The 15,792-nt window shown below is 71.9% G+C and carries 17 protein-coding genes and 1 pseudogene; 11 read left to right on the top strand and 7 right to left on the bottom strand.

What is annotated here, in order from left to right; all coding sequences use genetic code 11:
- Positions 1-92 precede the first annotated feature (92 nt).
- From ACIPPM_RS05965 to ACIPPM_RS05955, 3 genes are all read left to right on the top strand, one after another.
- Complete coding sequence (locus tag ACIPPM_RS05965; RefSeq protein ID WP_401443503.1) at positions 93-452, top strand: hypothetical protein; 360 nt, start codon at positions 93-95, stop codon at positions 450-452.
- 72 nt (positions 453-524) lie between these two features.
- Positions 525-938 carry a hypothetical protein gene (locus ACIPPM_RS05960; protein ID WP_401443500.1) on the top strand — a complete coding sequence of 138 codons (414 nt, stop codon included), beginning with the start codon at positions 525-527 and terminating at the stop codon, positions 936-938.
- 108 nt (positions 939-1,046) lie between these two features.
- Entirely contained in the window at positions 1,047-1,535 is a 489-nt protein-coding gene (locus tag ACIPPM_RS05955) for a hypothetical protein (protein WP_401443497.1), read from the top strand.
- Positions 1,536-1,592: 57 nt separating this feature from the next.
- Here ACIPPM_RS05955 and ACIPPM_RS05950 read toward each other — a convergent pair whose 3' ends face one another.
- From ACIPPM_RS05950 to ACIPPM_RS05940, 3 genes are all read right to left on the bottom strand, one after another.
- Entirely contained in the window at positions 1,593-1,805 is a 213-nt protein-coding gene (locus tag ACIPPM_RS05950; RefSeq protein WP_401443495.1) for a hypothetical protein, read from the bottom strand.
- Between the two features lie 173 nt (positions 1,806-1,978).
- Positions 1,979-2,368, bottom strand: coding sequence for a hypothetical protein (locus tag ACIPPM_RS05945; protein WP_401443493.1), 390 nt, complete (start codon positions 2,366-2,368; stop codon positions 1,979-1,981).
- 99 nt (positions 2,369-2,467) lie between these two features.
- Positions 2,468-4,459: a hypothetical protein gene (locus ACIPPM_RS05940; protein ID WP_401443490.1), complete on the bottom strand. Its 1,992-nt coding sequence runs from the start codon at positions 4,457-4,459 to the stop codon at positions 2,468-2,470.
- A gap of 177 nt (positions 4,460-4,636) precedes the next feature.
- Between ACIPPM_RS05940 and ACIPPM_RS05935 the strand changes: the two genes are divergently transcribed.
- Both ACIPPM_RS05935 and ACIPPM_RS05930 read left to right on the top strand, forming a co-directional pair.
- Entirely contained in the window at positions 4,637-5,578 is a 942-nt protein-coding gene (locus ACIPPM_RS05935) for a zinc-binding alcohol dehydrogenase family protein (RefSeq protein ID WP_401443488.1), read from the top strand.
- A 109-nt stretch (positions 5,579-5,687) separates the two neighbouring features.
- Positions 5,688-5,975, top strand: a pseudogene (locus ACIPPM_RS05930) (hypothetical protein); the annotation flags it as partial.
- On the opposite strand, the gene ACIPPM_RS05925 reads toward ACIPPM_RS05930, so the two are convergent.
- Complete coding sequence (locus ACIPPM_RS05925; RefSeq protein ID WP_401443486.1) at positions 5,954-6,454, bottom strand: cupin domain-containing protein; 501 nt, start codon at positions 6,452-6,454, stop codon at positions 5,954-5,956. The pseudogene ACIPPM_RS05930 and the gene ACIPPM_RS05925 sit on opposite strands and share 22 nt — an antisense overlap.
- Before the next feature lie 25 nt (positions 6,455-6,479).
- A complete protein-coding gene (locus ACIPPM_RS05920) occupies positions 6,480-7,421 on the bottom strand; it encodes an NADP-dependent oxidoreductase (protein WP_401443484.1) in 942 nt (313 codons plus the stop codon).
- A 172-nt stretch (positions 7,422-7,593) separates the two neighbouring features.
- Between ACIPPM_RS05920 and ACIPPM_RS05915 the strand changes: the two genes are divergently transcribed.
- Complete coding sequence (locus ACIPPM_RS05915) at positions 7,594-8,577, top strand: helix-turn-helix domain-containing protein (RefSeq protein ID WP_401443482.1); 984 nt, start codon at positions 7,594-7,596, stop codon at positions 8,575-8,577.
- An 89-nt stretch (positions 8,578-8,666) separates the two neighbouring features.
- Here the strand turns inward: ACIPPM_RS05915 and ACIPPM_RS05910 are convergent, their stop codons facing one another.
- Positions 8,667-9,560: a LysR family transcriptional regulator gene (locus tag ACIPPM_RS05910; RefSeq protein ID WP_401443479.1), complete on the bottom strand. Its 894-nt coding sequence runs from the start codon at positions 9,558-9,560 to the stop codon at positions 8,667-8,669.
- 95 nt (positions 9,561-9,655) lie between these two features.
- Between ACIPPM_RS05910 and ACIPPM_RS05905 the strand changes: the two genes are divergently transcribed.
- The 3 genes from ACIPPM_RS05905 to ACIPPM_RS05895 all read left to right on the top strand — a co-directional run bounded on the left by ACIPPM_RS05905 (position 9,656) and on the right by ACIPPM_RS05895 (position 12,960).
- Positions 9,656-10,828, top strand: a complete 1,173-nt coding sequence (locus tag ACIPPM_RS05905; RefSeq protein ID WP_401443477.1) for a nuclear transport factor 2 family protein — start codon at positions 9,656-9,658, stop codon at positions 10,826-10,828.
- Between the two features lie 161 nt (positions 10,829-10,989).
- On the top strand, positions 10,990-12,195 hold the full coding sequence (locus ACIPPM_RS05900) for a cysteine desulfurase-like protein (protein ID WP_401443475.1): 1,206 nt from the start codon (positions 10,990-10,992) through the stop codon (positions 12,193-12,195).
- A gap of 75 nt (positions 12,196-12,270) precedes the next feature.
- A complete protein-coding gene (locus ACIPPM_RS05895) occupies positions 12,271-12,960 on the top strand; it encodes an HAD family hydrolase (protein WP_401443473.1) in 690 nt (229 codons plus the stop codon).
- Between the two features lie 21 nt (positions 12,961-12,981).
- Here the strand turns inward: ACIPPM_RS05895 and ACIPPM_RS05890 are convergent, their stop codons facing one another.
- The gene (locus tag ACIPPM_RS05890; RefSeq protein ID WP_401444207.1) at positions 12,982-13,788 is read right to left on the bottom strand and encodes an ATP-grasp domain-containing protein; all 807 of its coding nucleotides are present in this window, start codon (positions 13,786-13,788) and stop codon (positions 12,982-12,984) included.
- A gap of 234 nt (positions 13,789-14,022) precedes the next feature.
- Between ACIPPM_RS05890 and ACIPPM_RS05885 the strand changes: the two genes are divergently transcribed.
- Positions 14,023-14,760 (top strand): acetoacetate decarboxylase, encoded by a 738-nt coding sequence (locus ACIPPM_RS05885; RefSeq protein WP_401443470.1) that lies wholly within the window; start codon positions 14,023-14,025, stop codon positions 14,758-14,760.
- Between the two features lie 30 nt (positions 14,761-14,790).
- Complete coding sequence (locus ACIPPM_RS05880) at positions 14,791-15,768, top strand: 3-hydroxyacyl-CoA dehydrogenase family protein (RefSeq protein WP_401443468.1); 978 nt, start codon at positions 14,791-14,793, stop codon at positions 15,766-15,768.
- Positions 15,769-15,792: the final 24 nt, after the last annotated feature.

Below are 15,792 nucleotides of genomic sequence, written 5' to 3'. Positions count from 1 at the left end.
GCGCGGCCGTTCTGGCCACCGTCGCCTTCTTCGCCCTCCGGGGTCCGGACCTCCCTTACGGGGTCGCGGCGTCACCGGCCGTCGATGTGCAGGTGGCCGGGGACGAGCCCGAGAGATCCGACGCCGAGACGGTGATGCGCGCGTACGTGCAAAAACTCGTGGCGAAAGACGCGAAGGGCATCGAGAAGCTGGCGCGGCCCGGGAACCTGGACACGCGATGCGTCGCCGACCACTGGGTGTCCAAGTACGGCGAAGCCGCCGAACTCGGGCGGGTGTTCGTCCGCGTCTACGCGGCGGACACCCCGAGCCGGACGCACGCCTTGCTCATCTACGACGGCACGCAGGACGAACAGAAAGTCAGGCTCCAGAAGGTCGAGAACGTCTGGTGGATCAACATGGGGCGCGTGCGGGGATCGGGTGTCGATCCCTGCGGGGCTCCGGCGCACGACTGATCCCCGCCCCCTCAGGACACCTGCCGTCCCCGCGGTCCCCTGGAGGGATTTCGGCGTGAGATCCTCACCCCCGTGGCTACCGAGAACCAGGTGGGAGAGCTGTTGCACCAGCGCGGCTGGCGCACGGAGTTCAGGGTCGCTGAAAGGGTGAACGCGTGGGCCGCCCTGGTGAGCGCCGTCGAGCGCGGCTACGGCGACCATGTCGACGAGTACACCAACGACCTCTACTGCCGAAACTGGCTGCACGAGGCATGGCTCCTGCTGGACGAACACATCGTCCAGCTCTGGACCCCGCAGATCAAAGCCCTTGACGACCGGTACAAGGCCGCGACCATCGACGACGACGGCATGGCGCTCGACCAGTTCCACGGGCTTCCCCGATACGGCCTGTGGTGGTGGCGGCGTCACCCTCGCATCCTCACCGGGAACCTCGGGCGTTCCCTTCGCTCGGCCGGTGCCATCGGCGTCGCCCCGGACACCGCCTGACCCTCGGCGCACGGGTTTCGGAACAGTCCTCAGTCCCTTCCGCCTGAGGTGGAATGCTGGGTACGACGATGGGTTACCCGTGGACGGGCAGAGGGAAGTGACACACGCATGACCTACCCAGCAGCCCTTGACGGCGAGGACCTCCTCGCCCCGGCCGGCATTCTGGAATTCTCCGACGACCTCCGCAGGTCTGACGTTCGCCCGCTCCGGGACTTCCTCGCCGCGCGCCTGGATGAGATCACGCTGGCCCAGCCGGTGGGCAGCGATGCCCACTGGGCCGCCGGACACCTCGCCGAGACCGTGGACGCGGCCTGCCGCGACCTCAGCGACGCACTGGTCTCGTGGGAGATCGAGCTCCTGGAGGGAAACATCAACCGTCCAGGTCTCGTGCAGAGCCTGCGTCAGAGCCTGGGAATCGACTGGAACCGGCTCATCAACACCGCCCGGCGCTTCGCCGACCACCCCGACTACCTCCCCCGCTGGCGCCCCCTGCGCCACTGCTGCGTCGAGCACGCCGAGTTCCTCGACCACGCCCTCGGTGACGAGGCCGACGGCGGCATCCTGCACGCCCCGGACTCGGGCTCCGACCCGTCGTAGCCGTTGCCGAAACGCCCCGTCCCGGGGACACTGATCGGCGGCAGACGCCGTGAACGCTCACGCCGCGGTGCCCGGTCCGGCCTCCCGAGGGTCTCCGATCGGCCAGGTCGCTCCCTCGTCCGCTTGTCGACGACGGCCGCGGTCGGTCTCGTCCAGCTCCCAGTGATGTCGGCACTCCTCGCACCGGACGCCGTCCACGAGTTCGGTCTCCCCGTTGGGGCAGTCGGTGCCGTCTCCGCGTCCCGTGCACGCTTCCGTGGTGTCTGCCATGGGGTCGACGGTGCGGCGGCCCTCCGAGGCTGCGGGAGGGGGCGTGGCGGGGCGCACGGGCGCTCGCTGCGGGCAGCACGGCACAGTTGCCACCAGCAGCCCCATTAGCGTTCACGCGGACTGCTGAGCAGCCTTCCCCGAGTGGGCGACCGGTGAGCGCTTGAAGGGCTGGGTCAGGAGTCGGGGTCGACCTCGGGGTGGGTGAACCGGGTGGGCTTGCCCAGCGACCGGGCGTAGGCGATTTCGGCTCGGGTGCTGTCTCCGATGTAGTCGCCGACCACGAGCACCTCGTCGGCGAGCCGGATCTTCGCCCGGTGCAGGTCGTCGAGTCGGACCTTCAGCGCCTCGGCCTCGGCCGGGTCGGCCCAGAGTTCGTGCGGCGACTTCAGGTCGCACCCCGGCTTGACGACGATGTTCCCGGCGCTGGTCTCCCGCAGATCGGCCTCGGTCATCTCGGCCATGAAACGGGTGGAGCCGCAGATCACGACGATACGCGGGAGGCTCAGCCGCTTCTTCGCGTCGGCGAGGTTCTCCTCGGGGGTGAGCGGTCGCGGGTATGACACCGGTTTTCCTCCTGCGGAGACGAGGACGAGGGCGTCCAGGATCTCCCGGACGCTGTGTCGGCCAGGGACACAATCGGCCATGCCGGATCGACCCCGTCGTCACGGCAACGCGAGCACCTCGTCGATCGCGGACGAGATCTCCTCGTGTTGCAGGAAGGCCCGGTAGTCCCCGTACTCCGAGAGCCGTCGGTCGGAGCTCCGGAGCGTGCGCAGGGTTGCCCGGGCCGCCGGGGAGACGGTGCCGATCCGGGCGAGGGCGCGCAGGGCGTCGAGGAACGGGCCGTAGGCGTCCCCGCCACCGGCGACGGGAAGGAGGTACTCCTCCAGGACGGAGACGGTCGGCTCCGGTTCGCCGGTCATCGACCACAGTGCGACCGCCGCGTCCAGCCGCAGCCGGTTGTCACCGTGCTCCATGACATGCCGCACCCGGTCCGCGTAGCGTGCGGCCGCCGTTCCGAAGTCACCCAGTAGGCCGAGGGCGACGTGCAGCGGTTCGTCCTCGGTCAGTACCGTCTCGCCGATGAGCCGCAGCGCCGAGTCACGGTCGCCGCCCAGGCGCCAGGCCGCCCAGGCCACTCTGAGGTGGTTGCCCGAGAAGTCGGGGACCGCGCAGCCGCGTACGGCGGGCTCGGTCGACTTCGCGGCAGGCCCCATCGCCGCCAGCGCGTCGATCGCGTGGAACGCGTACCGGGCGTCGCCCAGCAGAGCCACCACCTCCGGCAGCGCGGGCGCCGCGGCCGGGCCCCACGCCGTGAGGACCTTCAGGAAGCGGCAGGTCACCGGGGAGCCCGAGCCGTCCTCCCGGAGCAGCTCCCGCACCCCGGGCAGTAGCGCCTCCGCGTGCGCCCCCAGCGGGATCAGGACGTCCTCGACCTCCGGCAGGTGCGGGTCGCCCAAGACGTACCCGCGGGCGCCCGCGCCCCGGTACGGCGCGTACAGCCGCTCGACCAGCCCCGGCAGGGCGCGCACGTCGCCGATGCGGGTCAGCGCCCAGCGGGCGTGGTCGCCCACGGTGCCCTCGAGGACATCGGCCTCGCCCGGGTCGTCGAGGAGGGCGGCCAACTCGTCGGCGTACGGCGCCGCCCGCGACCCCAGCACGGCCAGCAGGTGAGCCGCCCGGTACCGTACGCCGTCGTCCGGGTCGGCGAGCAGCGCGCCCGCGAGCGGCAACAGCGACGACGCCGCGAACGGCCGGTCCACCGACAGCCGCCATGCCTCGTCCAGCGCGGCGCGGCACAGCAGGGTGTCCCCGTTCCGGCGGGCCGTGTCGATGAGCCGGACGACGAAGTCGAGCGCCGTCCGCGGCGCGTTCTCGAACAGGTAAGCCGTCCAGGAGATGACGTCCTCGCGGGTGAAGGCACTTTCGACATCCGGTATGTACCAGATCGCCTCGAACTGTGGGCGCACGGCCGGGTCGGAGAGAACCTCCACCAGTCGATCCAGCTCACGGACCGACGCCCGGGAATCGAATGCGGCCCAGGCGTGCACGGCCGCGATCCGCATGACGGGACCGTCCGTACGCAGCACCTCCGCCACCACCGTCCGTACCCGGTCCACCGGTTCGGCTCGGGCGGAGCGGGCCGCGGCGGTCCCCAGGGCGAGCAGCAGCGGCAGCCGTACCGTCGGGTCCGTCTCCGTGTGCCACCGTTCCAGCAGCACGCCGACCCCCTCTGCGAGCGGCAGGGCTTCTCTCCGCACGTCGGGCCGGGGGTCCGCGAGCAGGGCCTGGATCGTGGGGTGTTGAGCCCGCCATGCGTCACGCCATCCCGCGTCCACCAGGGCGGGGTCCGCTTCGGCCGCCGTCCTGGACAGACTCGCCAGCAGCTGGACGAGCGTGGTCCGGGCACCCATGTCCGCATCCTGGGCGAGTGCAATGATGAACGGCAGCGCGGCGGTTACGACGGAGGCTATGCGGCCGGTGCCCGGCGCGTAGCAGTCGAACAACGGATAGCAGTCTTCCTCGGTCGCCGAGGCGCCCTTGCGCGCCAGGCGACGCAGCGCTCGTCCCATCTCCTCGGCCGGATGGTGCCCGAGCGTCGACTCCAGCTTCTCCCACGGCACATCGTCCAGCGCCTCAAGGACTGTCCGCACCACCCGTGACCCCCGTGACCTCGTGAATCGGCTTCCCCGCCGGACATCCTGTCATCGAAAGCCGACTGCTTCGATGTACTCGGTGCCGAGTCGCGCCGGCTCCGCCGACTGTCCAGGATGGACAGCGGAACGCGCGTCGATGACGAGACCTTTCACCCCCTACCGCGGAGGCGTCCCGTGCGAGCAGTCGTGATGGACCAGTACGGCGGCCCCGAGGTCCTGAAGGTACGGGACATCCCGGTGCCCGGCGTCGAGCCGGAGCAGCGGCGGATCGAGGTGACCCGCTCCGGGGTCAACTTCGCGGATCTGCTGGTCCGCGAGGACGACTACCTCACCGGGGTGCCGTTGCCCTTCGTTCCGGGGAACGAGGTGGTCGGCCGCTCGGAGGGGGAGCGCGTGGCCGCGTTGATGCGCGGCGGTGGCTACGCGCAGGTCTCCACGGCGCGGGTCGCCACCACGTTCCCCGTCCCGGACGACATCGACGACGACACCGCGCTGGCGCTCACCCTGCAGGGCCAGAGCGCCTGGCACCTGCTGCACACGGTGCTGCGGGTGCGGTCCGGGGAGACCGTGATCGTCCCCGCGGCCGCGGGCGGTGTCGGCTCGCTCGCCGTCCAGCTCGCCAAGCGTGCGGGGGTCCGCGTGGTGGCGATGGCCGGTACGCCGGAGAAGCGGGCGTTCGTGGCCGGACTCGGGGCCGACGCCGTCGTGGACAGCAGGTCCGACACCCTCGCCGACGATCTCGCGGCGGCGGCCGGGGGTGGCGCTCAGGCCGCGCTGGAGATGACCGGCGGGGACACCTTCCGCGCCACGATGGACGCGCTCGCCCCCTTGGGGCGCATGGCCGTGTACGGCGGCGCCGAGTCCATGGAGACGCCCGTCGACACCCGTGAGCTGATGTCCACCGGGAAGGGCGTCCAGGGCTTCTGGCTCCCGCTCCTCTACGGCAAGCGCGAGCTGCTGACCGAGGCGGCGGACGACCTGTTCGCGGCGGTCCGTTCCGGCGACCTCCGGGTTCCCCCCGTCACCGTCTACCCGCTCACCGAGGCGGCCCGGGCCCAGGAGGACCTGCGCGCCCGCCGCACCGTCGGAAAGGTCGCCCTGGACCCAGCGGCCTGACGACCGGGTCCGCGGGGGGCCACCCGTCAGATCGCTTCGAGTTCGAGGCCGGAGCAGCCGCCGCCGACGGGGTAGTTCCGGGCGCGGCGGGGACGGCTTCGACGTCTGGGGGCTGCCCACGGTCTACGTCAGCGGGGACAACGCCTCCCTCGACACGGTCAGGGAGATCGCCGAGCGCTTCGCCCTGGTGGACACCGCCATCCTGTTCGCCGGTGCGCCTCGCTTCCCCGCGCTGTTCGACGGCGGGCTGCTCGTGCTGGACAGCGCGGAAGCGGCCTGCACCGCCGCCGGTCTGGCCGACCGCCTGGACCAGGACTGGACGCGACGCGCCCGAGCCCGGGCACCGGCATCCAAGGGCCGGTCCCGCCCGCCGAGTTACAGGAACTCGCTCCGATAGGTCGAGGCCAACTCGGCGGCGAGGAGGCGGCGTTCGGCGCGCTCGTCCTCCGACAGCGGCGGGGGCGGCGCGTCCTTGCCCGCGACGACGTCACCGATGCGCAGGAAGTACTCGTCCTGCCCGGCCGGGGTGCACATGCACAGCATCCGGGCCGAAGCACCGGACACATTGCGGAAGTTGTGCGGAGCGTTGGCCGGGATGTTGATCGTGGACCCGGCCCGTACGGTGTGCTTCTCGCCGCGGAAGGTGAACTCGAGCTCGCCCTCCAGGATCGTGAACATCTCCTCGAAGTCGTGCCGGTGCGGCGGCGGGCCTCCGCCGTCGGGGACGTGCATCTCGATCAGGCAGTAGCGGCCGTCGGTCTGCTCGCCGGTGACCAGCATGCCGTAGGTGTTGCCCACCAGGGAGACGTACGTCGTGCCGGGGTCGTCGGGGTGCGCCACGGTCAGCGAGCGCGCCGGATCGTCGTCGGGGATCATCGTGGTCCTCTCCTTCACCGATCGGTCAGACTGGCGTGACGACGATCTTGCCGTTGGGCAGCGTGCCCGCGGCGGCGTCGGCGTGCAGCGCGGGCAGCTCGGCCAGCGGCACCCGCCGCGCGACCTCGACGCGCAGCCCGGCGCCGTCGACCAGCTCCACCAGGTGCGCCAGCTGCTCCGCGTCACTGCGCACGAACAGGTCGATGCCGCGCACGTCACGCTCCTCGTCACTCGGCGCGGGCATCCACACGGTGGTGTTGACCAGAACACCACCGGGGCGGATGACACCGAGGAGTGCGGCCAGTTGTGCCGGTTCGACCGGCGCGAGATTGAGGACGACGTTAACCGGCCCGCTCACCGCCGCGACGACATCGGTGGTGGTGTGGTCGATGACCTCGTCCGCGCCCGCCTCCGTGACGCGTGTGCTACTGCGCGGACCTGCCGTGGCGATCACGAAGGCGCCCGCCTGCTTGGCCAGTTGCACGGCGTAGCCGCCGACCGCGCCGCCCGCGCCGTTGATCAGTACACGCTGTCCGGCGGTCAGCCCGGCGTGCTCGAAGAGCGCCTGCCACGCGGTCAGGCCCACCAGCGGCAACGCGGCCGCGTCGGCCGGCGCGATGCTCTTGGGCGCCGGGGTCAGGGCCTCGGCCGGTGCCAGGACGTACTCGGCGGCGGCGCCGGGCTCCCCCATAGGCAGGAAGCCGATGACCTGGTCCCCCGCCCGGAGGCCGGTCACGCCCTCGCCGAGCGCGTCGACCGTGCCCGCGACGTCGATACCGGGCGTGTGCGGCAGCGTCACCGGGATCGGCCCCCGCATGAATCCGGCGCGGATGTTGGCGTCGACCGGGTTGAACGACGTCGCCGCGACCCGGACCAGCACCTGCCCGGCGCCCGGAACGGGCTGCTCCACGTCCTCGTGACGCAGGACGTCGGGGTCGCCGTACTGGTGGTAGCGCACTGCCTTCATGGTTCTTCTCTCTTTCACCCGAGGAGACCGCGGGCGAGGGATAGTCGGGGAGGTCGAAGCGCCTGCCCAGCGTAGGAACAGGCGTACGGACGAGGGGTGTACCTTCGCGACACGGGATGGGATCGCGGCGACATCCTCTTCGCCGCGGCATCCTCATCGGGGCGGAGGACACATGGTGAGCGGGCGGCGTTTACCCGGCCCGGTCGGCAAGGTGGGCACGTTCGCCGTCGACGCCGACTCCACCGGCACCGGCCGGGGCACGTGGGAGCCGTTCATCGACACCTGGAACGACCGGATGGGCGACCTGTATCCCCTGCCGGAGTTCAGCGCCTCCACGGTCGACGGCTTCCAGGGCACGATGCGCTCGGTGGCCCTGGAGGACACCGCCGTCAACGAGCTCTGGGCCTCCTCCCCCGTGAGCACCCGGGCGGTGGGTACGCACGAGCACGACCAGGTCAGGCTGTACGTCGGGCTGCGCGGCGCGGTGACCCTGCGGGACCCGCACGATCAGGGCGGTGACGCGGACGTCGTGTCCGGCACCTATTTCATGCACCACGTCGTGACGGAGAACCACTTCCACACCACGCCCGTGATCGGCACCCGCATCTTCATCTTCCCCGGCGACGCCCTGCGGTCCCTGGTCGCCGGGAAACCCCGCACCGGCCCGGCGGCGTCGCCCGCCGCGCAGATCCTCATGGCACACACCAGCATGGTGCAGCGGACCGTGAGCGGCCTCGGCCCGGCCGGAGCGCACGCGTCCCGCAACGCCCTGCTCGAACTCGCCAGAGGGCTGGTCCTCGACCACTTCGACGACCGCGAGCCCATCTTCACCCCGGCCCTGGCCCAGGCGGCCAGGAACCTGGCCGACACCCGGCTCACCGACGCCGAGTTGTCGCCCACCACGATCGCCGGTCAACTGCACGTGTCGGTACGCACGTTGCAGCGGGCCTTCGCAACTCTGGACGAGTCGTTCAGCGCCTACATCCGCCGCCGACGCCTGGAAGCGGCGGCCGAGGCGCTCACCGCCCCCGGATCACGGCTCAGCGTCTCCGAGGCCGCCGCGCTCTGGCACTTCACCGACAGCAGCCACTTCATCCGCGCCTTCAAGAAGCAGTACGCCGCGACCCCGGCGCAGTTCGCCCGCCGGGTGACGTGAGGACTCAACGGGGCACCTGCCGGCCCGTAAGCCGGGCTGGGCGAGTCGGCCGATGTGGCCGGACAGCGGGCCCGGTCGCCCAGATGCCGCTACCTCGGTCGTGGGACCTGGGCCGCGACGAGCTGGTCATGGAGAGCGGCCGCCCAGGGGTGGGGCTCGCGGCGCGGTGTGATCGTGTAGAGGCCCCGGGTCGGGGGGTCCACGAGGCCGACCGTGACGACATCGGACCGCAGCGCGCGCGTCAGCGCTCCGGGTATCAGCGCGATGGCGTGACCCGTGGCGACCAGGGCCAGCTTGCCGGGCAGGTCGGCCGCGGTGAGGTCGATACGGGCGGTGACACCGGCGCGGGCGGCGTGCTGGCGCAGCAGCGCCGCCGAGCCCTCGTTGTCCTCGACCCAGATCTGGTCGGCCAGCGCCCGCACGGGTACGGGACCGCGCCCGGCCCGGGGATGGCCTGCGGGCAGGACGGCGACCATCTCGTCCAGCCCGAGGAACCGGCGTTCCACCCTCGGGTCCGCCGCCAGCCCCGGTGGTGCGTCGGTGACCACGGCGATGTCGAGGTCACCGGCGATCACCCGGTTGTGCAGCTGTGCGCTGAGCGCCGGGAGCAGGCTCCACCGGACGGGTCCGGCCTGGTTCAGCAGGTTCCGGACGGCCTCGGGGACGATCCCCGCCGCGAGTGAGGGCGTCGCGCCGATGGCCAGGGGCCGGTCGGCCACCCCGTCCCGCACGTCCCGTACCGCGCGAACCGCACGGTCGGCCTCCGTGAGCGTCGCCAGGGCGTGGCGCCGGAAGACCTCACCTGCCGGTGTCGGGCGCACGCCCCGCGCATGACGCTCCATCAGGGTCACGCCGAGCTGCCGTTCCAGCCCGGCGATCTGCCGGGAGACGGCGGACTGGGTGTGGTTCAGTTCGGCCGCCGCCGCCGACAGGGACCCGACCCGGCACACCGTCACGAAAGCACGCCACACGTTCAGATCCATGGCGGCAGTATGGCCTGTCGGTATGCGACTGTCGCAGGGCCGGTGTGCGAACTCTGCGCTTGTCGCACCGCTCGTGGTGCACCAGGGTGGCGGGCATGATCACACCGCATTCGATCGCCGTCCTCGGCCTGGGGCGCATGGGCGGCGCCATCGCGACACGACTGGCGGGCGAGGGCGGGGACGTCGTCGGCTGGACCCGTTCCGGGCGCGCGTCGGGCACCGTCAGGACGGCCGATGACCCGAAGAAGGCCGTGGCGCGGGCCGACCTCGTCCTCCTGTCGCTGTTCGACGGACCGGCCTGCCGACAGGTCCTGGACGACGTGAGTGACTCGCTGGGAGCGGACACGGTCGTGCTCAACACCAGCACGATCGCTCCCGCCGAAGCCTCCACGCTGGCGCGGCGGTTCGGCAGGTCCTACGTCCACGCGCCCGTGCTCGGCTCGGTGCCCGCGGCCGCCTCCGGCGCACTGCGGGTCCTCGCCGCCGCCGACCAGGACGTACTCGACCGGGTCCGGCCGGTCCTCGAAGTCCTGGGCAGCGTCCGGCGCGTGGCCGACGCCCCCACCGCCGCCGTGCTCAAGCTGATCGCCAACAGCGGCCTCACCGGCGCCGTCCTGGCACTGCGCGACTCGCTGCGGCAGGCCGACGCCCTCGGCGTGACCCGCGCTCAGGCGCTGGACATCCTCGAACTCGGCCAGCTCGGCGGGCTCGTGGCTCGCAAGCGCCCCTTCCTCCTCGGCGAACCGGACGCGCCTACGGCCGAGTTCACGATCGGCGCGCTGGCCAAGGACATGGCCCTGCTGACCTCCGCGTCGGGAGTCCCGCTGCGCGGCAGTTCGGGCCTGTCCGGCGCTCCCGAGGCCGACATCGCGTCGGCCGCCACGGTCGCCGCCGTGGAGGACTCCCTGCTCGCACCGCTCCGTGCCTACATGCGCGGACACGCCACCGGCGACTCCGCCCACTTCCGCGACGCGTTCCTGCCCACCGCCCACATCGAGGGCATCCGGGACGGCGCCTTCGTCTCCTGGCGCCTGGACGAGTACTGCGCCCTCTTCCCGGGCCACCCCGCCCCGGACGAGTCGACCCGTAGCCGCCGCATCGACACCGTCGACGTCCACGGCACCGTCGCGACCGCCACCATGACGCTCTCGCACGGCGCGGACACGTTCACGGACGTCTTCCTGCTGGTCCGCCAGGAAGACGGCTGGCGGATCGCCAACAAGGTCTACCACCGGGAGCCGCACGTCCCGGGCGAACGTCCGCAGTGACAGCCCCCGGACTCGACGACGGGTCGCCGCCGCAGGCGGTCTGTCGGCGGTGGCCGCCTTCTGCGACGATCCCACCGGACCGCCTACCGTGCTGCGAGGTCCATCCGTGCCGGGCCACCGGGGCGGAGCGGCCCCCGACCCCACGACGCGAGGACCTTCCCGTGACCTACGACGTCAACGCCCTGCGCGCCCAGTTCCCCGCCCTCCGCGCCGGTATCGCGCACTTCGACGGCCCCGGCGGCACGCAGACGCCGACGCCCGTCATCGAGGCCATCGCGGGCGCCCTCGGCAGCCCCCTGTCGGTGCGGGGCACGGTCGCCCCCGGCGAGATCAACGCCGAGCGGATCGTGGGCGACTTCCGGCACGCGATGGCCGACTTGCTGGGCGCCGATCAGGCCGGGATCGTCTTCGGCCGCAGCGCGACCCAGCTGACCTACGATCTGGCCCGCACGCTCGCCGCCGGGTGGACGGCGGGCGACGAGGTGATCGTCTCCCGGCTCGACCACGACGCGAACATCCGGCCGTGGGTCCAGGCCGCGGAACGGGTCGGCGCGGTCGTCCGCTGGGCGGAGTTCGACCCGGCCACGGGTGAGCTGCCCCCGGAGGCCGTCGGCGCGCTGCTCTCCCCGCGCACGCGACTGGTCGCCGTGACCGGCGCGTCCAACCTGATCGGGACCCGGCCCGACGTCCCGGCCATCGCGTCCCTCGTGCACGCGGCGGGGGCGCTGCTCCATGTCGACGCCGTCCACCTCGCCGCGCACGCCCGCGTCGATGTGCGTGACCTCGGTGCCGACTTCGTGGTCTGCTCCCCGTACAAGTTCTTCGGCCCCCACCACGGTGTGCTCGCGGCCGACCCCGCGCTCCTGGCCACCCTGCGCCCGGACAAGCTGGCCCCGTCCAGCGACGCGGTCCCCGAGCGCTTCGAGCTGGGCACCCTGCCGTACGAGGCGCTGGCCGGGACCATCGCGGCCGTGGACTTCCTCGCGGACCTCGCCCCGAGCCGGGAGGGCGGCAGGCGGGACCGGCTCCGGGCGGCCTACGCGGCGATCGAGACCCACGAGAACGCCCTGCGGGAGACCGCGGAGGACGGCCTGTACGCCCTGGACGGAGTGACGGCGTACGCACGGGCGGCGGACCGGACCCCCACCCTCCTGCTCACCTTCCGGGACCGCCCCGCCGTGGACGCGTACCACTTCCTCGGCACGCTCGGCGTCCACGCCCCGGCAGGCTCCTTCTACGCCCTCGAAGCCTCCCGGCACTTGAGCCTCGGTGACACCGGCGGTCTGCGTGTGGGGCTGTCGCCCTACAGCGACGCGGAGGACGTGGAGCGCCTGGTCGCGGGGTTGGCCATGTTCCTGAAGAGCTGAGCGGCCGCACCGTTCACCCGGGGGAAAACGGGTACCCGGCAGGGAATGCGGACACGAGGAGACGAGGTGCGTTCCATGCCCCCCACCGATGACCAAGGCGCCGCTCGCGCGGCCGTGTTCGACGTGGACGGCACTCTCGTGGACACCAACTACCTGCATGTCACGGCGTGGTGGGAGGCGCTGCGGCAGGCTGGGCACGACGTGCCGACGCAGGCGATCCACCGGGCCATCGGTCTCGGTTCGCGTGACCTCGTGGCCCATCTGCTGGGCATGGACAGGGCCCGCGAGGAGGCGGAGGCGCTGGGTGCCGCCCACAAGACCCTCTACGGCCAGTACTTCGGGCGCCTGACGGCTCTCCCGGAGGCCGGGCGGCTGCTGCGGCGCCTGGCGGACGACGGCTGGAAGGTCGTCCTGGCCACGTCGGCGGGCGGCCAGGAGCTGTCCGCGCTACGGACCGCGCTCGACGCCGACGACGCGATCTCCGGCATGGCGAGCGCCGACGACGTCACCGAGGGCAAGCCCGCCCCCGAGCCGGTCGAGCAGGCGCTGGAGCTGGCGGGCGCGGGGCCGGAGGGATCGGTGTTCGTCGGCGACACCGTGTGGGACATGCAGGCGGGTAGCCGGGCCGGGGTCACCTGCGTGGGGCTGCTCTGCGGCGGGATTCCCCGCGAGGACCTCGAGAAGGCGGGCGCGGACACCGTATACGACGACCCGGGCCAGCTGCTCGCCTCACTCGCCCGGAGCCCGCTGGGCCGCCGTCCCTGAGTCCCCCCACCCGAGGTCGTTTCAGCCGGTCCGGCAGAACCTGCGGTCCCGCTCGGCCAGTCGCGTCCGGGGACCGGCCGAGCGCAGGACGACGTCCAGGACCCGGTCGGAGTCGGCGGCGTAGCAGTTGCTGAACCAGGCCATGTTCGCCTCCACCACCGCCCATTGACCGGCGGTGCCGTGCTCGGGCGCGGTGAGCAGTCCGATGTCCAGGACCACCGCGCTGGGCAGGCCGTCGCCGCACCTGGTCAGGAGGTCGTCCGCGAACTCCCGGGCGGCGTCCTCGTACCGGTGCCCGTGCAGCGGTTCGGCGTCGAGACGGCCGAAGGTGGTGTACTGCGAACCCGTACGGACCTCGCCGTCCAGGATGTGCAGGCGGAACTCCGCCGCCCAGGTCACCACGTCGCTGATCAGCACCGGCACGTCCGGTGCCAGTTCCGGCCCGGTCGGGAGGTGGCTGCCGTCGGCGTAGACGGCGGCCGGGAAGCTCTTTTCGCGGGGCGGCTTGACGAACGCGGGCCGGGTCAGAGTGCGCGCCTCGCCCAGGGTCGCCGTGGTGATGTGCCGTCCGGTGTACTGGCGGGGCAGCGTGGCCAGCCAGTCGTCGGACGGCTCCAGGAGCGCGACGTCGAGGTCGTCCACGACGCGTGCCGCGAAGGCGGGGCCGCCGTAGTAGTGGCCGCCCGCCCTGCGTACGGCGGTGGGCGTGAGGACGTCCACGTCCATCCCCCGCCGCCGCGCCGACGTCGAGAGCAGCTCGGACGTCGTGGTGTACTGCGGCGCCAGCGCCAGAAAACCCTGCTTCGTCACGGTCACCGACCATGCCATCCGCTCGGCCGGACGGTCCACAGCATTCCTGCCGGGGGCCCGAAGTGCCGCTCGTCGGCCACCACCAGAAACTGTTCCAACAGCCTCCTGATGAGCTGAATATCCTCAAGCATATTGCTGATGGCTACATCATATATTGGACGGACAGGGGCGATGAGGTGTCCACTGGAACACGAGCGTCACCGGAACAGCGTGTCGCACTTTCCCCCACGGCCCTCTCCCTGGAGGCCCCTCATGCGCAAGCAGGACGTCGCGCGGCTCTTCACCACCCCGGTGGACTCCCCCGCCTACGCCCCCGCCCGGTACCGCTTCACCGACCGCGAGTACCTCAACATCTACTACCGCACCGACCCCGAGGCGCTGCGCCACCTGGTGCCCGAGCCGCTGGTCGTCACCGACCCGGTCGTCCGCTTCGAGATGATGCGGATGCCCGACACCACCGGTCTCGGCGACTACACCGAGGCCGGGCAGCTCATCGCCGTCGAGCACGAGGGCGAGCGGGGCGAGTTCAACCTCGCCATGTACGTGGACAGCGTGCCGGCGATCTCCAGCGGCCGGGAGTACAGCGCGTACCCGAAGAAGGGCGGCTCCCCGCGCCTCTACGTCGACTCGGACACCCTGGTCGGCACCCTCGACTACGGCACCCTGCGCGTCGCGACCGCCACCATGGGCTACAAGCACCACACGCTGGACCCGGACGAGGCCCTGACGGAGATCAGCACCCCCAACTTCATGGTCAAGACGGTCCCGAACTACGACGGCACCCCGCGCATCTGCGAGCTGGTCCGCACCCGGATCACCGACGTCACCGTCAAGAGCGCCTTCACCGCCCCGGCCCGGCTCCAGCTGTTCGCCCACGTCATGGCGCCGCTCGCCGACCTGCCGGTGCTGGAGATCGTCCGGGCCGGCCACATCGTCACCGACCTGACGCTCGCTCCGGTCGAGCCGGTCTTCGACTACCTCGCCGCCTGAGCGTCACCCGATCGAGAAAGCCACCGAACCATGACCTCTCCCACCGACCCCGCCCTGACCTCCTACCGGCGTGCCGCGATCATCGGCGGCGGCGTGATCGGGATCTCCTGGGCCGGTCTCTTCCTGGCCCGCGGCATCGACGTGGTGATCAGCGACCCGCGCGAGGACATCGAGGACCTCGTCCGTACGGGCCTCGCCGAGATCACCCCGGCCCTGGCCGAACTCGGTCTGCCGACGGAGCACCTCACCGATGGGCTCTCCTTCGAGGCCGACCTCGCCACCGCCGTGTCGGACGTGGACGTCGTCCAGGAGAACGGCCCCGAGCGCCTGGACCTCAAGCAGCAGATCTGGCGGACCATCGAGGACGCGGCTCCGGCGCACGCGCTGCTGGCCACCTCGACGTCCGGCATCCCGGCGAGCGCCATCGCCACCGCGCTGCGGCAGCCCGAGCGACTCGTCGTCGGGCACCCCTTCAACCCGCCGCACCTGGTGCCGCTGGTGGAGATCGTGCCGGGCGAGAAGACGTCGGCGGAGACGGTCGAGCGGGCCAGGGCGTTCTACGCCGCTCTCGGCAAGAAGCCGCAGGTGCTGCGCAAGGAGATCCCCGGCTTCGTCGCCAACCGGCTCCAGTCCGCGCTGTTCCGCGAGTGCGTGCACCTCGTCGCCGAGGGCGTGGTGACCGAGCAGGAGCTGGACGAGATCGTCACCTCCTCCATCGGGCTGCGCTGGGCGGTCGCCGGGCCGTTCCGCACCTTCCATCTGGGCGGTGGCCCCGGCGGACTCCCCCACTTCATCGAGCACCTGGGCCGCGCCATGGAGGACGGCATGTGGCCGGCCCTGGGCAACCCCACCTTCGACGAGGCCACCGTCACCACGCTCGTCGACCAGGCTGACGAGGCGTTCGGCGGGCACTCGGTCGAGGAGCTGGCCGCCGAGCGCGACCGGGCGCAGATCACGCTGATGCGTGCTCTCGGCGAGACGCCCGGCTCCGCCGGTACGCACGCCTGAACCACCGACCACGCACACACGAGG

The organism is Streptomyces sp. NPDC090119 (assembly GCF_044747085.1).
Taxonomy (GTDB): Bacteria; Actinomycetota; Actinomycetes; order Streptomycetales; family Streptomycetaceae; genus Streptomyces.
This window is presented reverse-complemented; position numbering and strand designations above follow the sequence as displayed.